Consider the following 15,359-nt stretch of genomic DNA (forward strand, 5'->3'; position numbering starts at 1 on the left):
TCCTCCTAATCCTGCCCCGCTCGCGTTTGCAACAGACGCGGCCAGAGCTGAAAAAACATCGATGCTTCTGGAAAGGGTGCCAGATATGCGCCAATAATGGAATTTCGCGCGATCAACACGCTTCCGAACACAACGTGAACTGAATAGTCGCCTCACCCGCTTTTATTCATGTCCGCTTTCCTGCTGATGTCCGATTATTTGTTCGATCATATCGTGCATCATATCCATGCGTTTTTCGATAACGCTAATTCGCGTCTCAATGGATGCGCCATGCGCCGCCGCTGAACAATCACTCGCGAGCTTCAAGTTGTGCATTTCTTCCATGGCCTGCTGCATTTTCGAGAGATGAACATTCAATAGATAGCGGCGCTGATTACTGCCCGCTTTCATTCGGCGTATCTCATCAAGCGAGTTTTTCGCTTGCTCGAGATGCTCATGCAGCCTTTCCTCGTTAACAATCCCCATTTTATCGACGTAGACGGTCACATCATTATTACAGCCCGCATGATCAATACTCTCAGCGAGCGCAGACATGGAGAACATGCTCAAGATAAGTGTTGCAAGTAAATGGCGTATCATTATGACTTTCTCCTTCTTAATAAGCATTGAACGCTAAAAAATCTATTATAGGGTTATACGTACGCACAACACTCATTGATTACCTGGATTTCGACTGGCTGGCGGCGGAAACGTTATAAAGCGGCACCCACACCAGTGCGACGTACCAACCGTACCCATAAGCTTCTGCCAAACCAAGCAAGACGCTCTTCCAAGTGATCCACTCAAACCCCGGCAGCAGTTTCTGCCAACTTTGATACATGGCATGACTGGGAAAAGCGAGATCGAACCCCACACACAGAACGAAAGTGATTACAAATAATAGACTGGTAGCGTGACCGGCCGCCACGAGCGATAAGCCCTTCATAGCGAATCCCCCTTATTGTCGCCTTTGCCAGGAGACGGATGCAGATAACGCTCGGGATCGGTGTCAAATTTATCCAGGCAACTACGGGTGCAGAAGCGATACAGCCTGTCCTGATACATTTTGCCATAACCTTTGTTTGCCTCCACTTCCATGCCGCAGACAGGATCAATGTACTTCTCCTCATCTCCGCCATGGCCAGCGTGTCCTTCATGCCCACCGTGTCCATGGACCATGTGGGCACCACAGCCGAAGCGCATCATGACGTAAAACAAAACCGCAAACAGTAAAAATGAGAATAGTCCTTCCATTATTTTCTCCTTAAACCCGCGGCTGCCGGTCAGTGGCCTGTTTATCGCGCATAGGCGATCTCTTGTCGATGCCTTTCAGATCAATACCGTGGCCAGGCGATCAATCAGCGCTTTCATGGTTTATCCTCTGTCAATGAGATAAGTGTTTATGCGAACTACTGCTACCTGAATGACCAGGATAGCTTTCACCATTGCTCGCGCAACCACCGAATAGAACAAGCGAAACTGCCAACACTGCAAGCCGTACTTTGATCATCGAATATATCCTTGGATTGATTGTAGAACCCCTGAATTATTTGGCCTACCGTTATGGTTCCTTGGCTATATCTGACTATGGGATATCAGCCATGACAGTGGGCTGACACCACGATTACATGTTTGTAAGGTTGAAGCGCGGTCATATGAACGCGATAGTCCGGGCCCGGCACCCTCATCGTTCACACTGATGGACTACTCAAACCACGCTTCAACCCGAGGGGCCGCCACGCTCCTGTTTGTTGCGCACCTGTTCTTGATGATAGCGCTGCGGCGCCTGATCAAACTTGGCCAGACACGCGGGGCTGCAAAAATAATAGTTCCTGCCCTGGTAATCGCGCTGTCCTGCCGTGTGTTCAGGGTCTACCAACATACCGCACACCGGATCCTTCTCCATCGCTCATCTCCTTTTGCGATCACACCAGATGGCGTCGCAGCCGTCGCAAGCTCAGTCCGAGCAGCAGCACGCCAATGGCAAACATGGCGAGCAATCGAGGCCACAGTACCTCGATACCCACCCCCTTGAGAAACAACCCCAGCACCACTTCCATATAGTGGCGCAGAGGACTCGCCTCCGACAGATACTGAAGCGCTAGCGGCATACTCTCCAGCGGTACGATGGTTCCGGATAGGAACAGCACCGGGAATAAGACCAAAAAAGAAACCAGCAGTGCCTGTTGCAGGGTCTGGGTCACCGTGGCCACCATGATACCGATGCCCATGCTGCTCGACAAAAACAGCGCCGAGCTCAACAAGAACAGCAGCAAGCTGCCGCGCAACGGTACGCCCACCGCAGCAGCCACCGCGAGACTCGGAAACAAGGCCATCAGACCCACCAGCAACGGCGGCACCATCTTCGCAAGGATCAACTCGGCAGCGCTGGCCGGTGTCACCAACAATTGTTCGATGGTGCCCGCTTCTTTCTCGCGCACAATGCCGGCGGCGGCGGTGATCACGCCCACCAACATGCCAGCGAGCGACATCATCGACAACACCATGAAATGGCGGTAATCGAGTTCGGAGTTGTACCACACACGCGGACGGTGTACGACGGGCGGCTCCATGCCCGCGTGCCCGCCTTTTTCAAGGGCAAAATTCTGCACAATGCGCTGGGCGTAACCGTGGGCCACGGAAGCGGTATTCGCAGTGGCGCCATCAAGCAATAGCTGCACCTGCGCCGGCTCTCCCAGGACAAGGTGCTGGGCAAAACCGGGGGGGATGATCACTGCTGCCAACACCGCTCCACGATCAAGCAGTGAGGCCAACTCATCCTCCGTACCCGCACTGTGAGTGATGCGAAAATATTCCGAATGGCTGAAGTCTTGTTGCAACTGTCGACTCGCCACCGAGCGGTCATTATCCAGGAACACCGTCGCGAGGTTACGCACATCAAAAGACATGGCGTAAGTACACATCAACACTTCGGCTGTGTAGAGATAGAGGATGAGCAACAACATGGCGCGGGCACGCAGGAACTGGATCAACTCCTTGCGTATCAGTGCCCACACTCGCCCCGCCCGTCCCATCACGCTACCTTCTTGCGAAACAGACGCGCGGTCAACACGAACACCAGCATGGTGTAAAACAACAAGGCCAGGAATTGCGGCCATAGCAACGCCAGTCCCACGTCTTTCATGGCAATGCCCCGCGCAATCTCGATGAAATAGCGCGCCGGAAACAGATAGGTGTACATCTGCAACATGGGCGGCATGGTAAAGGTTGGAAACAAAAACCCCGAGAACAGGAACGACGGCATGAGCGTGACGAGCAGCGCCAGCAACATGGCGACCAGCTGGCTGCGAGTGACGCTGGAGATCAACAGACCCAGACCCACGGTGCAGAAGACATAAATCACGGTGGCGGCCAAAAACAGGGCAAGGCTGCCGCGAAACGGGATCGCGAACCATCCTACGCCGGCGGCAAGAATCATAAGCATTTCCAAAAAGGCGATGACGGCATAAGGGATCATCTTGCCGGCGATGAACTGGTAGGGGCGAATGGGAGAGACGAAGATCTGCTGCACCGAGCCGCTTTCCTTCTCGCGCACCACTGCCAGCGCGGTGAGCAGCGGCGGGAAGGCCATCAATATCACCCCAAACAAGCCCGGCACGATGTAGTTCACACTCTCCAGGGCGGCGTTGTACCACACCCGTCCTTCCACACGAATCAGCATCGGTGTTGCGCCACCGCGCGCCGCGAGTTGCTGCAGGGCATAGTTCTGAATGATGACCTCGGCATAGCCGACCACCACCATGGCGGTCGCGGAAAAGGCGCCGTCGGTCAAGGTCTGCACAGAGGCGGACTCACCCCGTGCGAGCTTGCGCGAAAAATCTGCTGGAATTACCAGAATCAGACGTGCTTGGCCACCATCGAGCACGGCGGCGATCTCATGCTCGCTGCGGATATCATGCACACGTTTGAAGTAACCGGAGCGTGAAAAGGCCTCGCTCAATTCACGGCTCGCGGGGCTTTGATCCAGGTCATAGACCGCAAGAGGCGCATCCTTGACGTCCAGTGAAAGCGCCGAGCCGAAGAGATAAAGCATGAGCAGCGGCAACAGGATCGCCACCGCGAGGGTAACCGGATCTCGGCGGATTTCGCGCACCTCTTTCCATACTATGGTCCAGATCAGGTTGCTCATCGATCACCCTTCTCTAACATGTCTCAAACTCTCAAGACGCGACTGTTCCATTTGGATAAATGCCAGAAACACATCTTCGATACCGAGCGACACCGGCTCGAGGCGCAACACGCGATGTCCTGCCTGATCAAGGCGTGCCTCGATGTGTGGCCGGGCAACAGCGGCATCGTCCACCAACAGGTGTAAACGGTCGCCGAAGAACGAGGCCTGTACCCCGGGTGTGTTGCGAAACAAGGCGAGGGCCTCGATCGGCTGGTCGCACTCGAGTTCCAACATCTCGCCCGCGCGCATGCCCTCACGCAACTCCTGCGGTGAACCGAGCGCGATCAGACGTCCGTTGTAAAGCAACCCGAGGGTATGACAGTGCTCGGCCTCGTCCAGATAATGGGTAGTCACAAAAACAGTGACGCCACGTTCGGCGAGCGTGCCGATCAGCTCCCAGAAGCGGCGACGCGACAACGGATCCACACCAGCCGTGGGTTCATCGAGAAACAACACCTCGGGCTGGTGCAATACAGCACAAGCAAGCGCAAGACGCTGCTTGAGACCGCCGGAAAGCGCGCGCACCAAGCGTTGCTCCTGCCCGGCTAGCCCGGCCAGGGCCAGCGCCTCGGCGCGCCGCGCGGAAAGTACTGCGCGGGGAACCTGATACACCCCGGCAAAAAATTCCAGATTTTCGCCTACCGTCATATCCTCGTAGAGTGAGAAGCGCTGCGACATATAGCCGATGCGCGTTTTCACTGCGGCCGCCTCGCGTGCCACGTCATAACCGGCGACGCGCGCCCGGCCGGCGCTGGGTACAATCAACCCGCACAACATCTTGATGGTGGTGGTCTTGCCCGAGCCATTGGGGCCGAGAAAGCCGAAGATCTCGCCGCGGCGCACGCTGAAACTCACGCCATCCACGGCAGTGAAGGCGCCGAAGCGCATGCTGAGCGCCTCCACCTCTACCGCGATCCCGGCCATCTCCGGCATGGCGACCGCCACGGGCTGGAATGACACCACCGGCGCGGCGGGCAGCAGCGCCACGAACACATCTTCCAGACTGGGCGCGACTGGACGCGATGCCGCCACCTCTACCCCCGACTCCGCGAGCGCTGTGCGCCAGTTTTCTTCTGCGCCTGCACCCGGCGGCAGATACACGTGCAGGCGTTCGCCATAGACATAGACCGTGGCCTGCGGCAACGCCTGCTGCAGTATCGTCAGTGCACGGCGCTGCGGGCGCGCAACGAGCTCATACATCTTCCACGGCAGACCGGCGCGCAATCGTCCGGGTACATCGCTGGCGATCAGTCGCCCATCGTGCAACAGCGCCACCCGCGTACAGCGCTCGGCCTCGTCCATGTAAGGCGTGGAGACGATGATAGTCGTGCCCTCCATGAGCGCCTGATAGAGGATGTTCCAGAACTCGCGCCGAGATAGGGGATCGACCCCTGTGGTGGGTTCGTCGAGAATGAGCAGCGACGGTGCATGGATGAGCGCACAACACAAGGCGAGCTTTTTTTGCATACCCCCCGAAAGGTAGCGGGCTAGCCGTGCACGGTGCGCCGCAAGCCCCGCAAAGGCGAGCAGATTTGACTTGCGCGCCGCCCGCGTTTCCTCCGGCACATGGTGCAGGGCGGCGAAGAAATCCAGATTTTCCTCGACAGTCAACCGTCCATAGAGGCTGAAAATCTGCGACATGTAACCGATGCGCGCATTCACCTGCGCCGCCTCGCGCACAATGTCGTGACCGAGTACTCTCGCGTGGCCTGCCGTGGGATCAAGGATGGCGGCGAGCATTTGCAGCGTCGTGGTCTTGCCGGAGCCATCCGAGCCGAGCAATCCGAATACTTCGCCGCGGCGGATCTTGAGATCGAGCCCGGCCACCGCCGTATGTTCACCGTAGCGCCGGCCCAGTCCCTCGGCCTCGATCACCCAGTCTTCGGCGGAAGCGTTCATGGTTAACGCGGCACCGACAGTTTGTCCGGCCACGACACGTCCGGCTGCCAGCGTATCCAGGCGTCAGCCGGCATGCCGGGCTTGAGGTAACTCTGAGGGTTGTCGACGGCGAGTATCACACCGAATACCAACCGGGCACGTTCATCCGGCATGTGCACATCCTTGGGCGTAAACTGGGCGCGCGCGTCGACACGCGCCACCCGCGCCTCGAAGGTGCGCTCGGGAAAGGCATCGACACGCACGCGCGCCGGATCGTTGAGTTTGATCTTGCCGAGATCCGCTTCCGGGATATAGACCCTGAGTTCCAAACGCGCCAGATCCGCCAGCACGGCGATGGCACGGCCAGGGGCAGTCAGCTCGCCGGGCTCGATGCCCTTGCTGAGAACGGTGCCGGCGCTCGGTGCACGGATCACTGCTTTAGCCAACTGTGCGCGCAATAGCTGCTCCTCGCGCTGTGCCGCCTCCAGATTGGCGGCGGTCTGGGCAAGCTGCGCCTCCAACGCCCCCACCTGACCGCGCGCCTCCTGGTACTGGTTCTGTGCCTTGTCCATGGCCTGCGCCGAAACGGTGCCGGCGTCGCGCAAGGTGCGATAACGCGCCAGATCGGCCTCGGCGGTCTGCAGGTGATGCCGCCAGGCGCTGAGCTGCTGCCCGATTTGCGCGTTGGCACGCTGCACCGCCCGCATCTGAGCCTCGGCTTGCTGGGCGCGGGTGTTGAGGTCGGTCTCATCCAGGCGCACCAATACCTCACCGGCTTGCACCGTGCGCCCCTCCGTCAGATTGCTCTCGAGCACCCGGGCCGTAACCTCGCTGCTCACCGTTACCTCGGTGGCCTCGATCTGGCCGTTGCCGTAGAGCATTCCCGCAGACAGTGTGGGCGGCCGCAGCCATAAAAAAAGTGCAAACGACACTGCTACCAGCACCCCCATCCCGCTCAACGTCCACAACCAACTTTTGCGCATCGCCGTCCCCCCTTTTTTCTAAAGCCGCCCTGAACGAATAATGCCGCTGGACAACAACAGCGTGAACCACAGCGCCAATCCATAACCGATGATCGCAAACACGGGTATGTCGGCCACGCGCGGCCCCACGGCATGCTGCATCAGCAATGAAGAAGCGATGTACAACCCGAGCGATACCAGCGCCAGCGCCAGGCGGTTGGTACCGCGATCGACGTGCCGCTGCAGCTCTTCCAGAGTGCGGCGCCCCACTCCCAAATCCAGCCCTTCATTGCGTAAGGTACGCGCCAGACGGCTCAATGTGCGCGGGACTGCCTGCAGTGTCATGGCGGCCTCGTACTTGAGGCGCGCCTGAGACGCCTTCCATCCATGATCTTGCACAATCGTACCCAAGGTCTCTCCCGCCCTCTGCATCAGCCGTTCCTGCAGGTTAAATTCGGGATCGAGACTACGTACGGTCGATTCCATGATGAAAAAAGTGCGCATCAGCAATAACAAGTGATGCGGCAGGCGGATGTTCTGTCCACGCCCCAGATGCATGATGCGCAGGAAGACCTCGGCGAACGACCACTCCTTGAGCGGCAACCCCGCATAATCCAGCAGCAGTTCCTCCAGGCCGCGCTCGAACTCGGGCCGATCCATGTCACCCGCCAGTACACCCAGGTCCAGATAGGCATCCAGCAGCCAACCGCCATCCTGGTGCACAAAGGCTTGCATAAACGCCGCAAGATTGCGGCGGGTGCGACGATCCAGAAAGCCGACCAGTCCGAAATCGTGGAAACAGATACACCCGTCGTCACGAATGAACAGGTTGCCGGGATGCGGATCGGCATGGAACAGGCCAAGCACGAAAAATTGATGCAGATAGGCATCGACGAAGGCCTCCGCCAACCGCGGCCCACTGGCGTGTATGCCCGGATGATCCACGCGGCGCCCGCTGCTCATGACTTGCACCAGCACCGCCTCGGCGACCAGTCCGTCAATGACAGGCGGAATGTACACCGTCGCCGACCCGCTAAACGCAATGACAAAACGTTTGATATTGTGCGCCTCCTGGCGCAAATCGAGTTCCTTGAGCAAGTTGGTCTCAAGCTCGTCGATGATGTCGAGCGGGCGGAAACGCCGCAGCCCCCACGCCAGCAGCATCGCTACCCGCAACACGCGGCGCAGCAGGCGCATGTCGCGGCTCACCTGGGCCTTGATGCCCGGACGGCGGACCTTCACGATCACTTCCGTGCCATCCGGCAACCGCGCCCGGTGCACCTGGGCGATGGAGGCGGCGGCCATGGGTTGACGCTCGAACTCACTGAACACCTGATCCACTGGTTTGCCGAAGGCTGCTACGATCTCGCGCTCCGCCTCCACGGCGGGAAACGGCGCCACCCGGTCCTGTAGCTCCTGGAAGGCGCTGACATACTCGTCGGGCAGCAAATCGCGACGCAGGCTCAGACTTTGGCCCAGTTTGATAAAAGTGGTGCCCAGACGCTGCAAGGTCAAGCTGGCTTTGCGCCCGGGGGACACGGTCGCTGGCCACAGGTGCAAGCGCCGCAGCAGCAGCCACAGCAGATAACCCCACACCGCGACCCCGATGCGAATCAAACGGAACAGGTCTAGCATGTGCCGATCCTGCAGGCGCTAAGCATTGACAATAACTTGCCCATATCAATGGCTCTCGTCTTCATCTTTGATGCTTCTTTTCTCAAGTATCTCAAGAACGGCAACTGCTTATCCGTTGTCACGTGCAGCAAACGCTGCACCAAGCCGTTGGTCTCGACCACGGCACAACAGCCAAAACGTGCAAGCAACCTGCTCGCGTTATCTCTATTTGCTTTCTTCTTGTTCACCACGTTCACTGCCTCGTTCATAGATGTCATCGCGCCGCAGCGGTGTTGCCAGGGGTTGACGCGCGTGGCCGGCCAGTACCTGATAGACATTGGTACTACCCTCATCAAAGTAATAGGCGGACCCCGCCATATACAGGCGCCATACGCGGTAGGCCGTTTCGCCCACGCTGTCCACCGCCTGCTCGCGGTGGAATTCCAGTGCCCGCAGCCAGCGACGCAGGGTCAGCGCGTAGTGGCGTCGCAATCCTTCCACGTCGATGATCTCGAAACCGGCCTGCTCCATGGCGTTGGATACATCGCTGATACGCGCCAGCTCGCCATCCGGAAACACATAACGGTTCATGAAGCGTGTGATCGGCGTATCCTGCCAGCCGGTGTCGTTGGTGATGCCGTGATTCAGAAACAGGCCGCCCGGTTTGAGCACCCGCTTGACGGTGCCGAAGTAGACCGGAAAATTGGCCACGCCGATGTGTTCGAACATGCCGACGCTGACAACCTTGTCGTAGCGTACGCCTTCGGGTAGTTCACGGTAGTCACGCAGTTCGATCGTTACCTGTCCCGGCAACCCCTCGTTACGCACCCGCTCAACGGCGTAGTGGTACTGCTGCTCACTCAGCGTGATGCCATGGGCGCGAACGCCATAATTACGTGCCGCCCAACACACCAAAGCACCCCAGCCGCAGCCGATATCGAGCAACGTCTGCCCTGGCGCCAGACGCAGCTTGCGGCAGATGTAATCCAGCTTGTCGCGCTGTGCCGCCGCCAACGACTGCCCCGCATCGCGGAAATAGGCGCAGGAGTAGACCATTTCCGGGTCCAGCCACAGGCGGTAGAAGTCGTTGCCGACATCGTAGTGATGGGCGATACTGGCACGCGAGTTGCGACGCGCACTCCGGCTGGCCCGCACCTGCCGAAGCGCGCCGATACTCGCTTTATGGGACAAACGCAGCACTGGCCACAATGTACCCAGGCGCATAGACCTGACTAGTGGATGGCCGTGCAGGTATTCGACCAGATCGAACAGCGACTCCATGTCGCCTTCCACCTCCACTTCGCCGGCCAGGTAGGACTCGGCAAGACGCACCAGATCCCGGTGCAAGATCAAATGCCGCAATACCGTCGGATGCCTGAACACCACATTGCAGGGCGCGCCCGCATCGCCTACGACCCGCTCGCCGTTCCACAGGGTAACCGCCACCTTGCCTCGGTAATCCGCCAGCACCCGAGTGAGGATGTCACGGGCGGCATTTACCGCCTTGTCAAACCGGCCGCTATCGCGCGCGCCCCCGACCGTGACAACAGACCTGCCTACCTTCCGTTTGCTATGTTCTCCCACCATTCCCATTTTTATTTCCCTCTTGGCAGAATGTTACCGGCACCCGTCTCACGCACGCGTGAGGACATGATCAATCTCCGCTTCGGCCTGGAGCCAATCATTCACTTCGCATCCAGGCACGAAGCCACACGGACGAGCGTCACGACTCACCTTGTTGCTGTGCTGCCCGGATCCGTCGCCCGAGCTCGCGAATGGCCTCGGACTGCGTGAAACCCTTTTCCATGAGCGCTTTCACGAACTCCGCCTTGGCCAGGATGCTGACGATTTCTTCCGTCCGGCCCGACGGTTCGCACACGTTGCCGCCCTTCTGGAGCTGGTCGCCGATGCACGCTTCGAGCTCTTTCGAGCTGAAGCGTTGCGCCAGTATCCGGATCTCCGTCAAATGAAGACTCGGGTGCGGCAACCGGCTATCATCATTCATCATGATCAGCACCTCCTCCAATTTACGCCAACCCAAACAATCACGCTGGACGACTCCACCCAATACGCGTCGTGACAGACGCAGACCTTCAATGCTCACAGCCTCTCAAAAAGAGCGCCGCGGCGGGCTGGCCTCCAGGCTCTCGATCTCCCATTCCTCGACTTCGTGCATGAAGGCGCGCTTCAACTGTTCCGTCCAGCCTTCGCCCAGCCGCACACCCGTCCCGGTGAGGGCGGCCTCGATCTCGTCGGCGCTTACCTGCAACAATTCGTAGGTGATCTCGATCACCTCGCCGGCAATAGACACATGCGCAACCCCCATGAGGCCGCGCAACACCTCTTCCACGATGGCCGCGCCTTCACCCGACAACGGCCGGGCCAGACGCAGGCGCCGCCGCTTGAGCACGGTCTTCCCCGCCTGCTTTGCCGCCTTCACGCCCGGATATCCGATGTACAGATGCGGATGCGCGAGGAAACGTGCCCGGCATTGCTCGGAACAAAAAGCAAACTCCATCTGCAGGTGGACCAGCGCATGTTGCCCCGGCGCCACTTCCATGCCGCAGACCGGATCCCGGACTTTTTGCTGCCCTTTGCTCATCGCATGTACGCCTCGGTCGCATAGCGGCGCATCATGCGATGGCTGTTGAAATACGCCGCGTTCTTGCTGATCGCGCCCTTCATCACCTTGATCCAGCCGCCGGGATCGCCGTCATGGCTGTAGTAAAGGGGCAACACCACCTGCTCGAGTTTGTCGTAGAGGGCACGGGCATCGCCGTCGGCCGTACCTGCCGTGTTGCCAACCGCCCAACCGGTCACGCCCTCGATGCAGCCCTCGACCCACCAACCATCAAGCACCGAGAGGTTAGGCACGCCGTTGAACGTGGCCTTCATGCCGCTGGTGCCGGACGCCTCAAGGGGACGCAGCGGTGTGTTCAGCCACAGATCCGCGCCTGACACCAGGGCGAGCGCGGTGTCCAGATCGTAGTCGGGCAGGTATGCGATCGGGATGACGTCTGCAAGTGCACGCATATGGCCGTGCAGGGTTTCGATGAGCTGCTTGCCGCCCGCATCGCGCGGATGCGCCTTGCCGGCGAACACGATCTGGAACGGGCGGTTGCGGGCAATCGCCCTCAAGCGTTCAAGGTCGGAGAACAAGAGATCCGGCCGCTTGTAAGCGGTCATGCGCCGTGCAAAGCCGATGATCAGAACCTCAGGCTGAAGAGCAACGCCAGTGCGCGCCTGCACCTGCGCGATAAGTGCCTGCTTCGCCTGCCCATGCGCTTCACGCACCGCGGCATCGGGGATGCAGCAGTCGGCGCGTGTCAGCAGTTCTGGCTCGTGACACCAGCTAGGGAGATAACGGTCGTAGAGCTGGCGGAAGGGTTCGCTCGTCCAGGTGAACGGATGCACACCGTTGGTGATCGCGTGCACGCGATAGCCGGGGAACATCGCGTTCGACACTTCCGCGTGTTTCTTGGCGACACCGTTGACATATTCGCTCAGGTTCAGCGCCAGCCGCGTCATGTTCAGGCTGTCCTCGCCGGCCAGGCGTTTGATGATCTCGATCTCGAAGCCGTTGTCGAGGACGCGCTGCACCAGACCGTAGGGGAAGCGATCATGGCCGGCCTCGACCGGGGTGTGGGTGGTAAAACTGCACAGATTGCGCACGCGCGGGATGTCGTAGAGCGATTCGCCGGGCCGCAGGTCCTCGGCAGGGTAACTATGGCGCCGCATCAGTTCCAGCCCGAGCAGGGCGGAGTGTCCCTCGTTCATATGGTAATGCCATATCCTGAAGCCGAGCGCCTGCAACAGACGCACGCCACCTATGCCAAGCACAATTTCCTGTTTGAGCCGGTAGACGTTGTCGCCGCCATAGAGATAGTGCGTGATTTCGCGGTCGTCGCCCCGGTTCTCGTCCAGGTCGGTGTCGAGCAGCAACACCGGCTGGCGGCCGCCCATGTGGCCTTCGAGCACGTACAGCCAGGCGCTAATCCAGACCGTGCGGCCTTCGATCGGCACGGCGATCTTGGCGTCGAGCGGATGCGCCCAGCGCCCAGGATCCCAGCCTGTCGACTGCTCCACCTGCCGGCCCTGGGCGTCGATCTCCTGACGAAAATAACCGGCGCGGCTCACCAGGCTGACCGCCACCAACGGCAATTCGAGGTCCGTGGCCGAGCGCATGGTATCGCCGGCGAGTACGCCGAGACCGCCGGCGTATGTCGGGATCTCATTGCGCAACGCAATCTCCATGGAGAAGTAGGCGACACGCGGTTCGTGGGTGAATTCGTCGAGCATGGTCATCTCCTCAGGCCGCATTCACGCGGGTATCACCGGTACAGGGGGCCACTTCCATCCCAGTATCTCCGGCAGGTCCTGGCCGTGGCGCTCGATGTATTGGCGGTGCTCGATGCGCTTGTCGCGCATCTGCTGCTTCAAGTAGGCGGCCTTGTCGCCGAGTTTCGGCACGCGGTCGATCACGTCGGCCACGAGATGGAAGCGGTCAAGGTCGTTGCGCACCGCCATATCGAACGGCGTCGTGGTCGTGCCTTCTTCCTTGTAGCCGCGCACGTGCAGGTTCTTGTGATTGGTGCGGCGGTAGGTGAGCCGGTGAATGAGCCACGGGTAGCCGTGATAGGCGAAGATGATCGGCTTATTGGTGGTGAAGAGTGCGTCGAAGTCGCGGTCCGCAAGGCCGTGCGGGTGCTCCTCCCGGGGCTGGAGCGTCATCAGGTCCACGATGTTCACCACGCGCACCTTGAGATCGGGAAGCTGCCGGCGCAGCAGGTCGACCGCCGCCAATGTTTCGAGCGTCGGCACATCGCCGGCACAGGCCATGACCACGTCCGGTTCACCGCCGGCGTCGCTGCTCGCCCATGCAAAGATGCCGATGCCGGCCGCGCAGTGCTTGATGGCGGCGTCCATGGCGAGCCACTGCGGCTGGTCGTTTTTGCCGGCGACGATGACGTTCACCAGATGACGGGAACGCAGGCAACAATCGGTGACACAGAGCAGCGTGTTGGCGTCGGGCGGCAGGTACACGCGGATGATGTCGGCCTTCTTGTTCACGACGTGGTCGATGAAGCCTGGGTCCTGATGCGAGAAACCGTTGTGGTCCTGACGCCAGACGTGCGAGGTAAGCAGATAATTGAGCGAGGCGATCGGCCGCCGCCACGGGATCTCCTTGCTCACCTTCAGCCACTTGGCGTGCTGGTTGAACATCGAATCCACGATGTGGATGAACGCCTCGTAGCACGAGAACAACCCGTGCCGGCCGGTGAGCAGATAGCCCTCGAGCCAGCCCTGGCAGGTGTGCTCGGAAAGGATTTCCATGACGCGCCCGTCGGGGGCGAGATGATCGTCTCCAGGCAGACGCTCCGCTACCCATGCGCGCCCGGTCACCTCGAACAACGCCCCGAGACGGTTGGAGGCAGTCTCGTCCGGGCCGACCACGCGGAAGTTGCGTGAGTCGGTATTGAGCTGCATCACGTCGCGCAGAAAACCGCCCAGGATGCGCGTCGCCTCCGCGCTTGCCGCACCGGGATGCGGCACCGCCACAGCGTAGTCGCGAACATCAGGCAGTCGCAAGTCCCTGAGCAGTTGACCGCCATTGGCGTGCGGGTTGGCGCCCATGCGGCGCGTTCCTTTGGGCGCGAGCGCCGCGAGTTCGGGCTTGAGCGCACCGCACGCATCGAACAGCTCCTCGGGCCGGTAGTTGCGCAACCACTGTTCGAGGAGTTTCAGGTGCGTGGGCTTCTCTGCCAGTTCGCCGAACGGCACCTGGTGCGAACGCCAGCTGCCCTCGGTCTTCTGGCCGTCTACTTCCTTCGGACCGGTCCAACCCTTGGGCGTCTTGAGAATAATCATCGGCCAGCGTGGGCGGGCACCCACGCCGTTCACGCGCGCCTTCTGTTGTATTGATTTGATCTCGCCGATCACGGCATCGAGCGTCGCCGCCATCTGCTGGTGCATGATCTCGGGCTCATCTCCCTCGACGAAGTACGGCCGGTAACCGTAGCCGATGAAGAGACTTTCGAGCTCGGCGCGCGGGATGCGCGCCAGCACCGTGGGGTTGGCGATCTTGTAGCCGTTGAGATGCAGGATCGGCAGCACCGCGCCGTCGCTCGCCGGGTTCAGAAACTTGTTTGAATGCCAGGCAGCGGCCAGCGGCCCGGTCTCGGCCTCGCCGTCGCCCACAACACACGCGACGATCAGCTCCGGGTTGTCGAAGGCAGCGCCGTAGGCGTGCGACAGGGCGTAGCCGAGCTCGCCGCCTTCGTGGATCGAACCCGGGGTTTCGGCGGTGACGTGGCTGCCGACGCCGCCGGGGAACGAGAACTGGCGGAACAGCTGTTGCATGCCCGCGGCATCGCGCCCGACGTTCGGGTAGAACTCGCTGTAACTGCCCTCGAGCCAGGTGTTGGCGACCAGCGCCGGCCCGCCGTGACCGGGGCCAGCGACGTAGAGCACACTGAGATCATACGTATTAATGATGCGATTCAGGTGCACGTAGAGGAAATTGAGCCCGGGCGTGGTGCCCCAGTGTCCCAACAATCGCGGTTTCACATGCTCGAGCGTCAGCGGCTGCCTGAGCAGCGGGTTGTCGAGCAAATAAATCTGGCCAACGGAGAGATAGTTCGCCGCACGCCAATAGGCATCCATTCCGCGCAGCTCCTCGACGGAGAGCGCGTCTGCCGGTACATCTTCATGCCCGATCGCTATCTGCTTCATCA

The 15,359-nt window shown here is 60.2% G+C and carries 15 protein-coding genes; all 15 read right to left on the reverse strand.

The window, feature by feature from the left end:
* Positions 1–162: 162 nt before the first annotated feature.
* The 15 genes from HY272_08610 to HY272_08680 all read right to left on the reverse strand — a co-directional run bounded on the left by HY272_08610 (position 163) and on the right by HY272_08680 (position 15,357).
* The gene (locus tag HY272_08610) at positions 163–579 is read right to left on the reverse strand and encodes a hypothetical protein (protein MBI3772743.1); all 417 of its coding nucleotides are present in this window, start codon (positions 577–579) and stop codon (positions 163–165) included.
* A gap of 79 nt (positions 580–658) precedes the next feature.
* Positions 659–925 (reverse strand): hypothetical protein, encoded by a 267-nt coding sequence (locus tag HY272_08615; GenBank protein ID MBI3772744.1) that lies wholly within the window; start codon positions 923–925, stop codon positions 659–661.
* Positions 922–1,233, reverse strand: coding sequence for a YHS domain-containing protein (locus HY272_08620; protein ID MBI3772745.1), 312 nt, complete (start codon positions 1,231–1,233; stop codon positions 922–924). The genes HY272_08615 and HY272_08620 overlap by 4 nt, the downstream gene beginning before the upstream one ends.
* A 466-nt stretch (positions 1,234–1,699) precedes the next feature.
* Positions 1,700–1,885, reverse strand: coding sequence for a YHS domain-containing protein (locus HY272_08625; GenBank protein MBI3772746.1), 186 nt, complete (start codon positions 1,883–1,885; stop codon positions 1,700–1,702).
* Positions 1,886–1,904: 19 nt separating this feature from the next.
* Complete coding sequence (locus HY272_08630; GenBank protein ID MBI3772747.1) at positions 1,905–3,014, reverse strand: ABC transporter permease; 1,110 nt, start codon at positions 3,012–3,014, stop codon at positions 1,905–1,907.
* The gene (locus HY272_08635) at positions 3,014–4,129 is read right to left on the reverse strand and encodes an ABC transporter permease (GenBank protein MBI3772748.1); all 1,116 of its coding nucleotides are present in this window, start codon (positions 4,127–4,129) and stop codon (positions 3,014–3,016) included. The genes HY272_08630 and HY272_08635 overlap by 1 nt, the downstream gene beginning before the upstream one ends.
* A 3-nt stretch (positions 4,130–4,132) precedes the next feature.
* Positions 4,133–6,103: an ABC transporter ATP-binding protein gene (locus HY272_08640; GenBank protein MBI3772749.1), complete on the reverse strand. Its 1,971-nt coding sequence runs from the start codon at positions 6,101–6,103 to the stop codon at positions 4,133–4,135.
* Complete coding sequence (locus HY272_08645; GenBank protein ID MBI3772750.1) at positions 6,073–7,032, reverse strand: HlyD family efflux transporter periplasmic adaptor subunit; 960 nt, start codon at positions 7,030–7,032, stop codon at positions 6,073–6,075. The genes HY272_08640 and HY272_08645 overlap by 31 nt, the downstream gene beginning before the upstream one ends.
* 18 nt (positions 7,033–7,050) lie before the next feature.
* Positions 7,051–8,646: an AarF/ABC1/UbiB kinase family protein gene (locus HY272_08650; protein MBI3772751.1), complete on the reverse strand. Its 1,596-nt coding sequence runs from the start codon at positions 8,644–8,646 to the stop codon at positions 7,051–7,053.
* A 204-nt stretch (positions 8,647–8,850) separates the two neighbouring features.
* On the reverse strand, positions 8,851–10,218 hold the full coding sequence (locus tag HY272_08655) for a class I SAM-dependent methyltransferase (GenBank protein ID MBI3772752.1): 1,368 nt from the start codon (positions 10,216–10,218) through the stop codon (positions 8,851–8,853).
* Positions 10,219–10,257: 39 nt separating this feature from the next.
* Entirely contained in the window at positions 10,258–10,359 is a 102-nt protein-coding gene (locus HY272_08660) for a DUF2934 domain-containing protein (protein ID MBI3772753.1), read from the reverse strand.
* Positions 10,349–10,630, reverse strand: a complete 282-nt coding sequence (locus tag HY272_08665) for a hypothetical protein (protein MBI3772754.1) — start codon at positions 10,628–10,630, stop codon at positions 10,349–10,351. The genes HY272_08660 and HY272_08665 overlap by 11 nt, the downstream gene beginning before the upstream one ends.
* A gap of 105 nt (positions 10,631–10,735) precedes the next feature.
* Positions 10,736–11,227, reverse strand: coding sequence for a YHS domain-containing protein (locus HY272_08670; GenBank protein MBI3772755.1), 492 nt, complete (start codon positions 11,225–11,227; stop codon positions 10,736–10,738).
* On the reverse strand, positions 11,224–12,930 hold the full coding sequence (gene glgP, locus HY272_08675) for an alpha-glucan family phosphorylase (protein ID MBI3772756.1): 1,707 nt from the start codon (positions 12,928–12,930) through the stop codon (positions 11,224–11,226). The genes HY272_08670 and glgP overlap by 4 nt, the downstream gene beginning before the upstream one ends.
* Before the next feature lie 15 nt (positions 12,931–12,945).
* The gene (locus HY272_08680; protein MBI3772757.1) at positions 12,946–15,357 is read right to left on the reverse strand and encodes a phosphoketolase family protein; all 2,412 of its coding nucleotides are present in this window, start codon (positions 15,355–15,357) and stop codon (positions 12,946–12,948) included.
* Positions 15,358–15,359: the final 2 nt, after the last annotated feature.

The organism is Gammaproteobacteria bacterium, assembly GCA_016200485.1.
In the GTDB taxonomy this organism is placed as follows: Bacteria; Pseudomonadota; Gammaproteobacteria; order Tenderiales; family Tenderiaceae; genus JACQEP01.

Bases quoted from the DNA above. Each gene is read 5' to 3' on its own strand.
- HY272_08620 (MBI3772745.1), bottom strand. From the start codon at position 1,233: ATGGAAGGACTATTCTCATTTTTACTGTTTGCGGTTTTGTTTTACGTC.
- HY272_08625 (MBI3772746.1), bottom strand. From the start codon at position 1,885: ATGGAGAAGGATCCGGTGTGCGGTATGTTGGTAGACCCTGAACACACG.
- HY272_08635 (MBI3772748.1), bottom strand. From the start codon at position 4,129: ATGAGCAACCTGATCTGGACCATAGTATGGAAAGAGGTGCGCGAAATC.
- HY272_08645 (MBI3772750.1), bottom strand. From the start codon at position 7,032: ATGCGCAAAAGTTGGTTGTGGACGTTGAGCGGGATGGGGGTGCTGGTA.
- HY272_08655 (MBI3772752.1), bottom strand. From the start codon at position 10,218: ATGGGAATGGTGGGAGAACATAGCAAACGGAAGGTAGGCAGGTCTGTT.
- glgP (MBI3772756.1), bottom strand. From the start codon at position 12,930: ATGACCATGCTCGACGAATTCACCCACGAACCGCGTGTCGCCTACTTC.
- HY272_08680 (MBI3772757.1), bottom strand. From the start codon at position 15,357: ATGAAGCAGATAGCGATCGGGCATGAAGATGTACCGGCAGACGCGCTC.
- HY272_08670 (MBI3772755.1), bottom strand. From the start codon at position 11,227: ATGAGCAAAGGGCAGCAAAAAGTCCGGGATCCGGTCTGCGGCATGGAA.
- HY272_08615 (MBI3772744.1), bottom strand. From the start codon at position 925: ATGAAGGGCTTATCGCTCGTGGCGGCCGGTCACGCTACCAGTCTATTA.
- HY272_08630 (MBI3772747.1), bottom strand. From the start codon at position 3,014: ATGGGACGGGCGGGGCGAGTGTGGGCACTGATACGCAAGGAGTTGATC.
- HY272_08650 (MBI3772751.1), bottom strand. From the start codon at position 8,646: ATGCTAGACCTGTTCCGTTTGATTCGCATCGGGGTCGCGGTGTGGGGT.
- HY272_08610 (MBI3772743.1), bottom strand. From the start codon at position 579: ATGATACGCCATTTACTTGCAACACTTATCTTGAGCATGTTCTCCATG.
- HY272_08665 (MBI3772754.1), bottom strand. From the start codon at position 10,630: ATGAATGATGATAGCCGGTTGCCGCACCCGAGTCTTCATTTGACGGAG.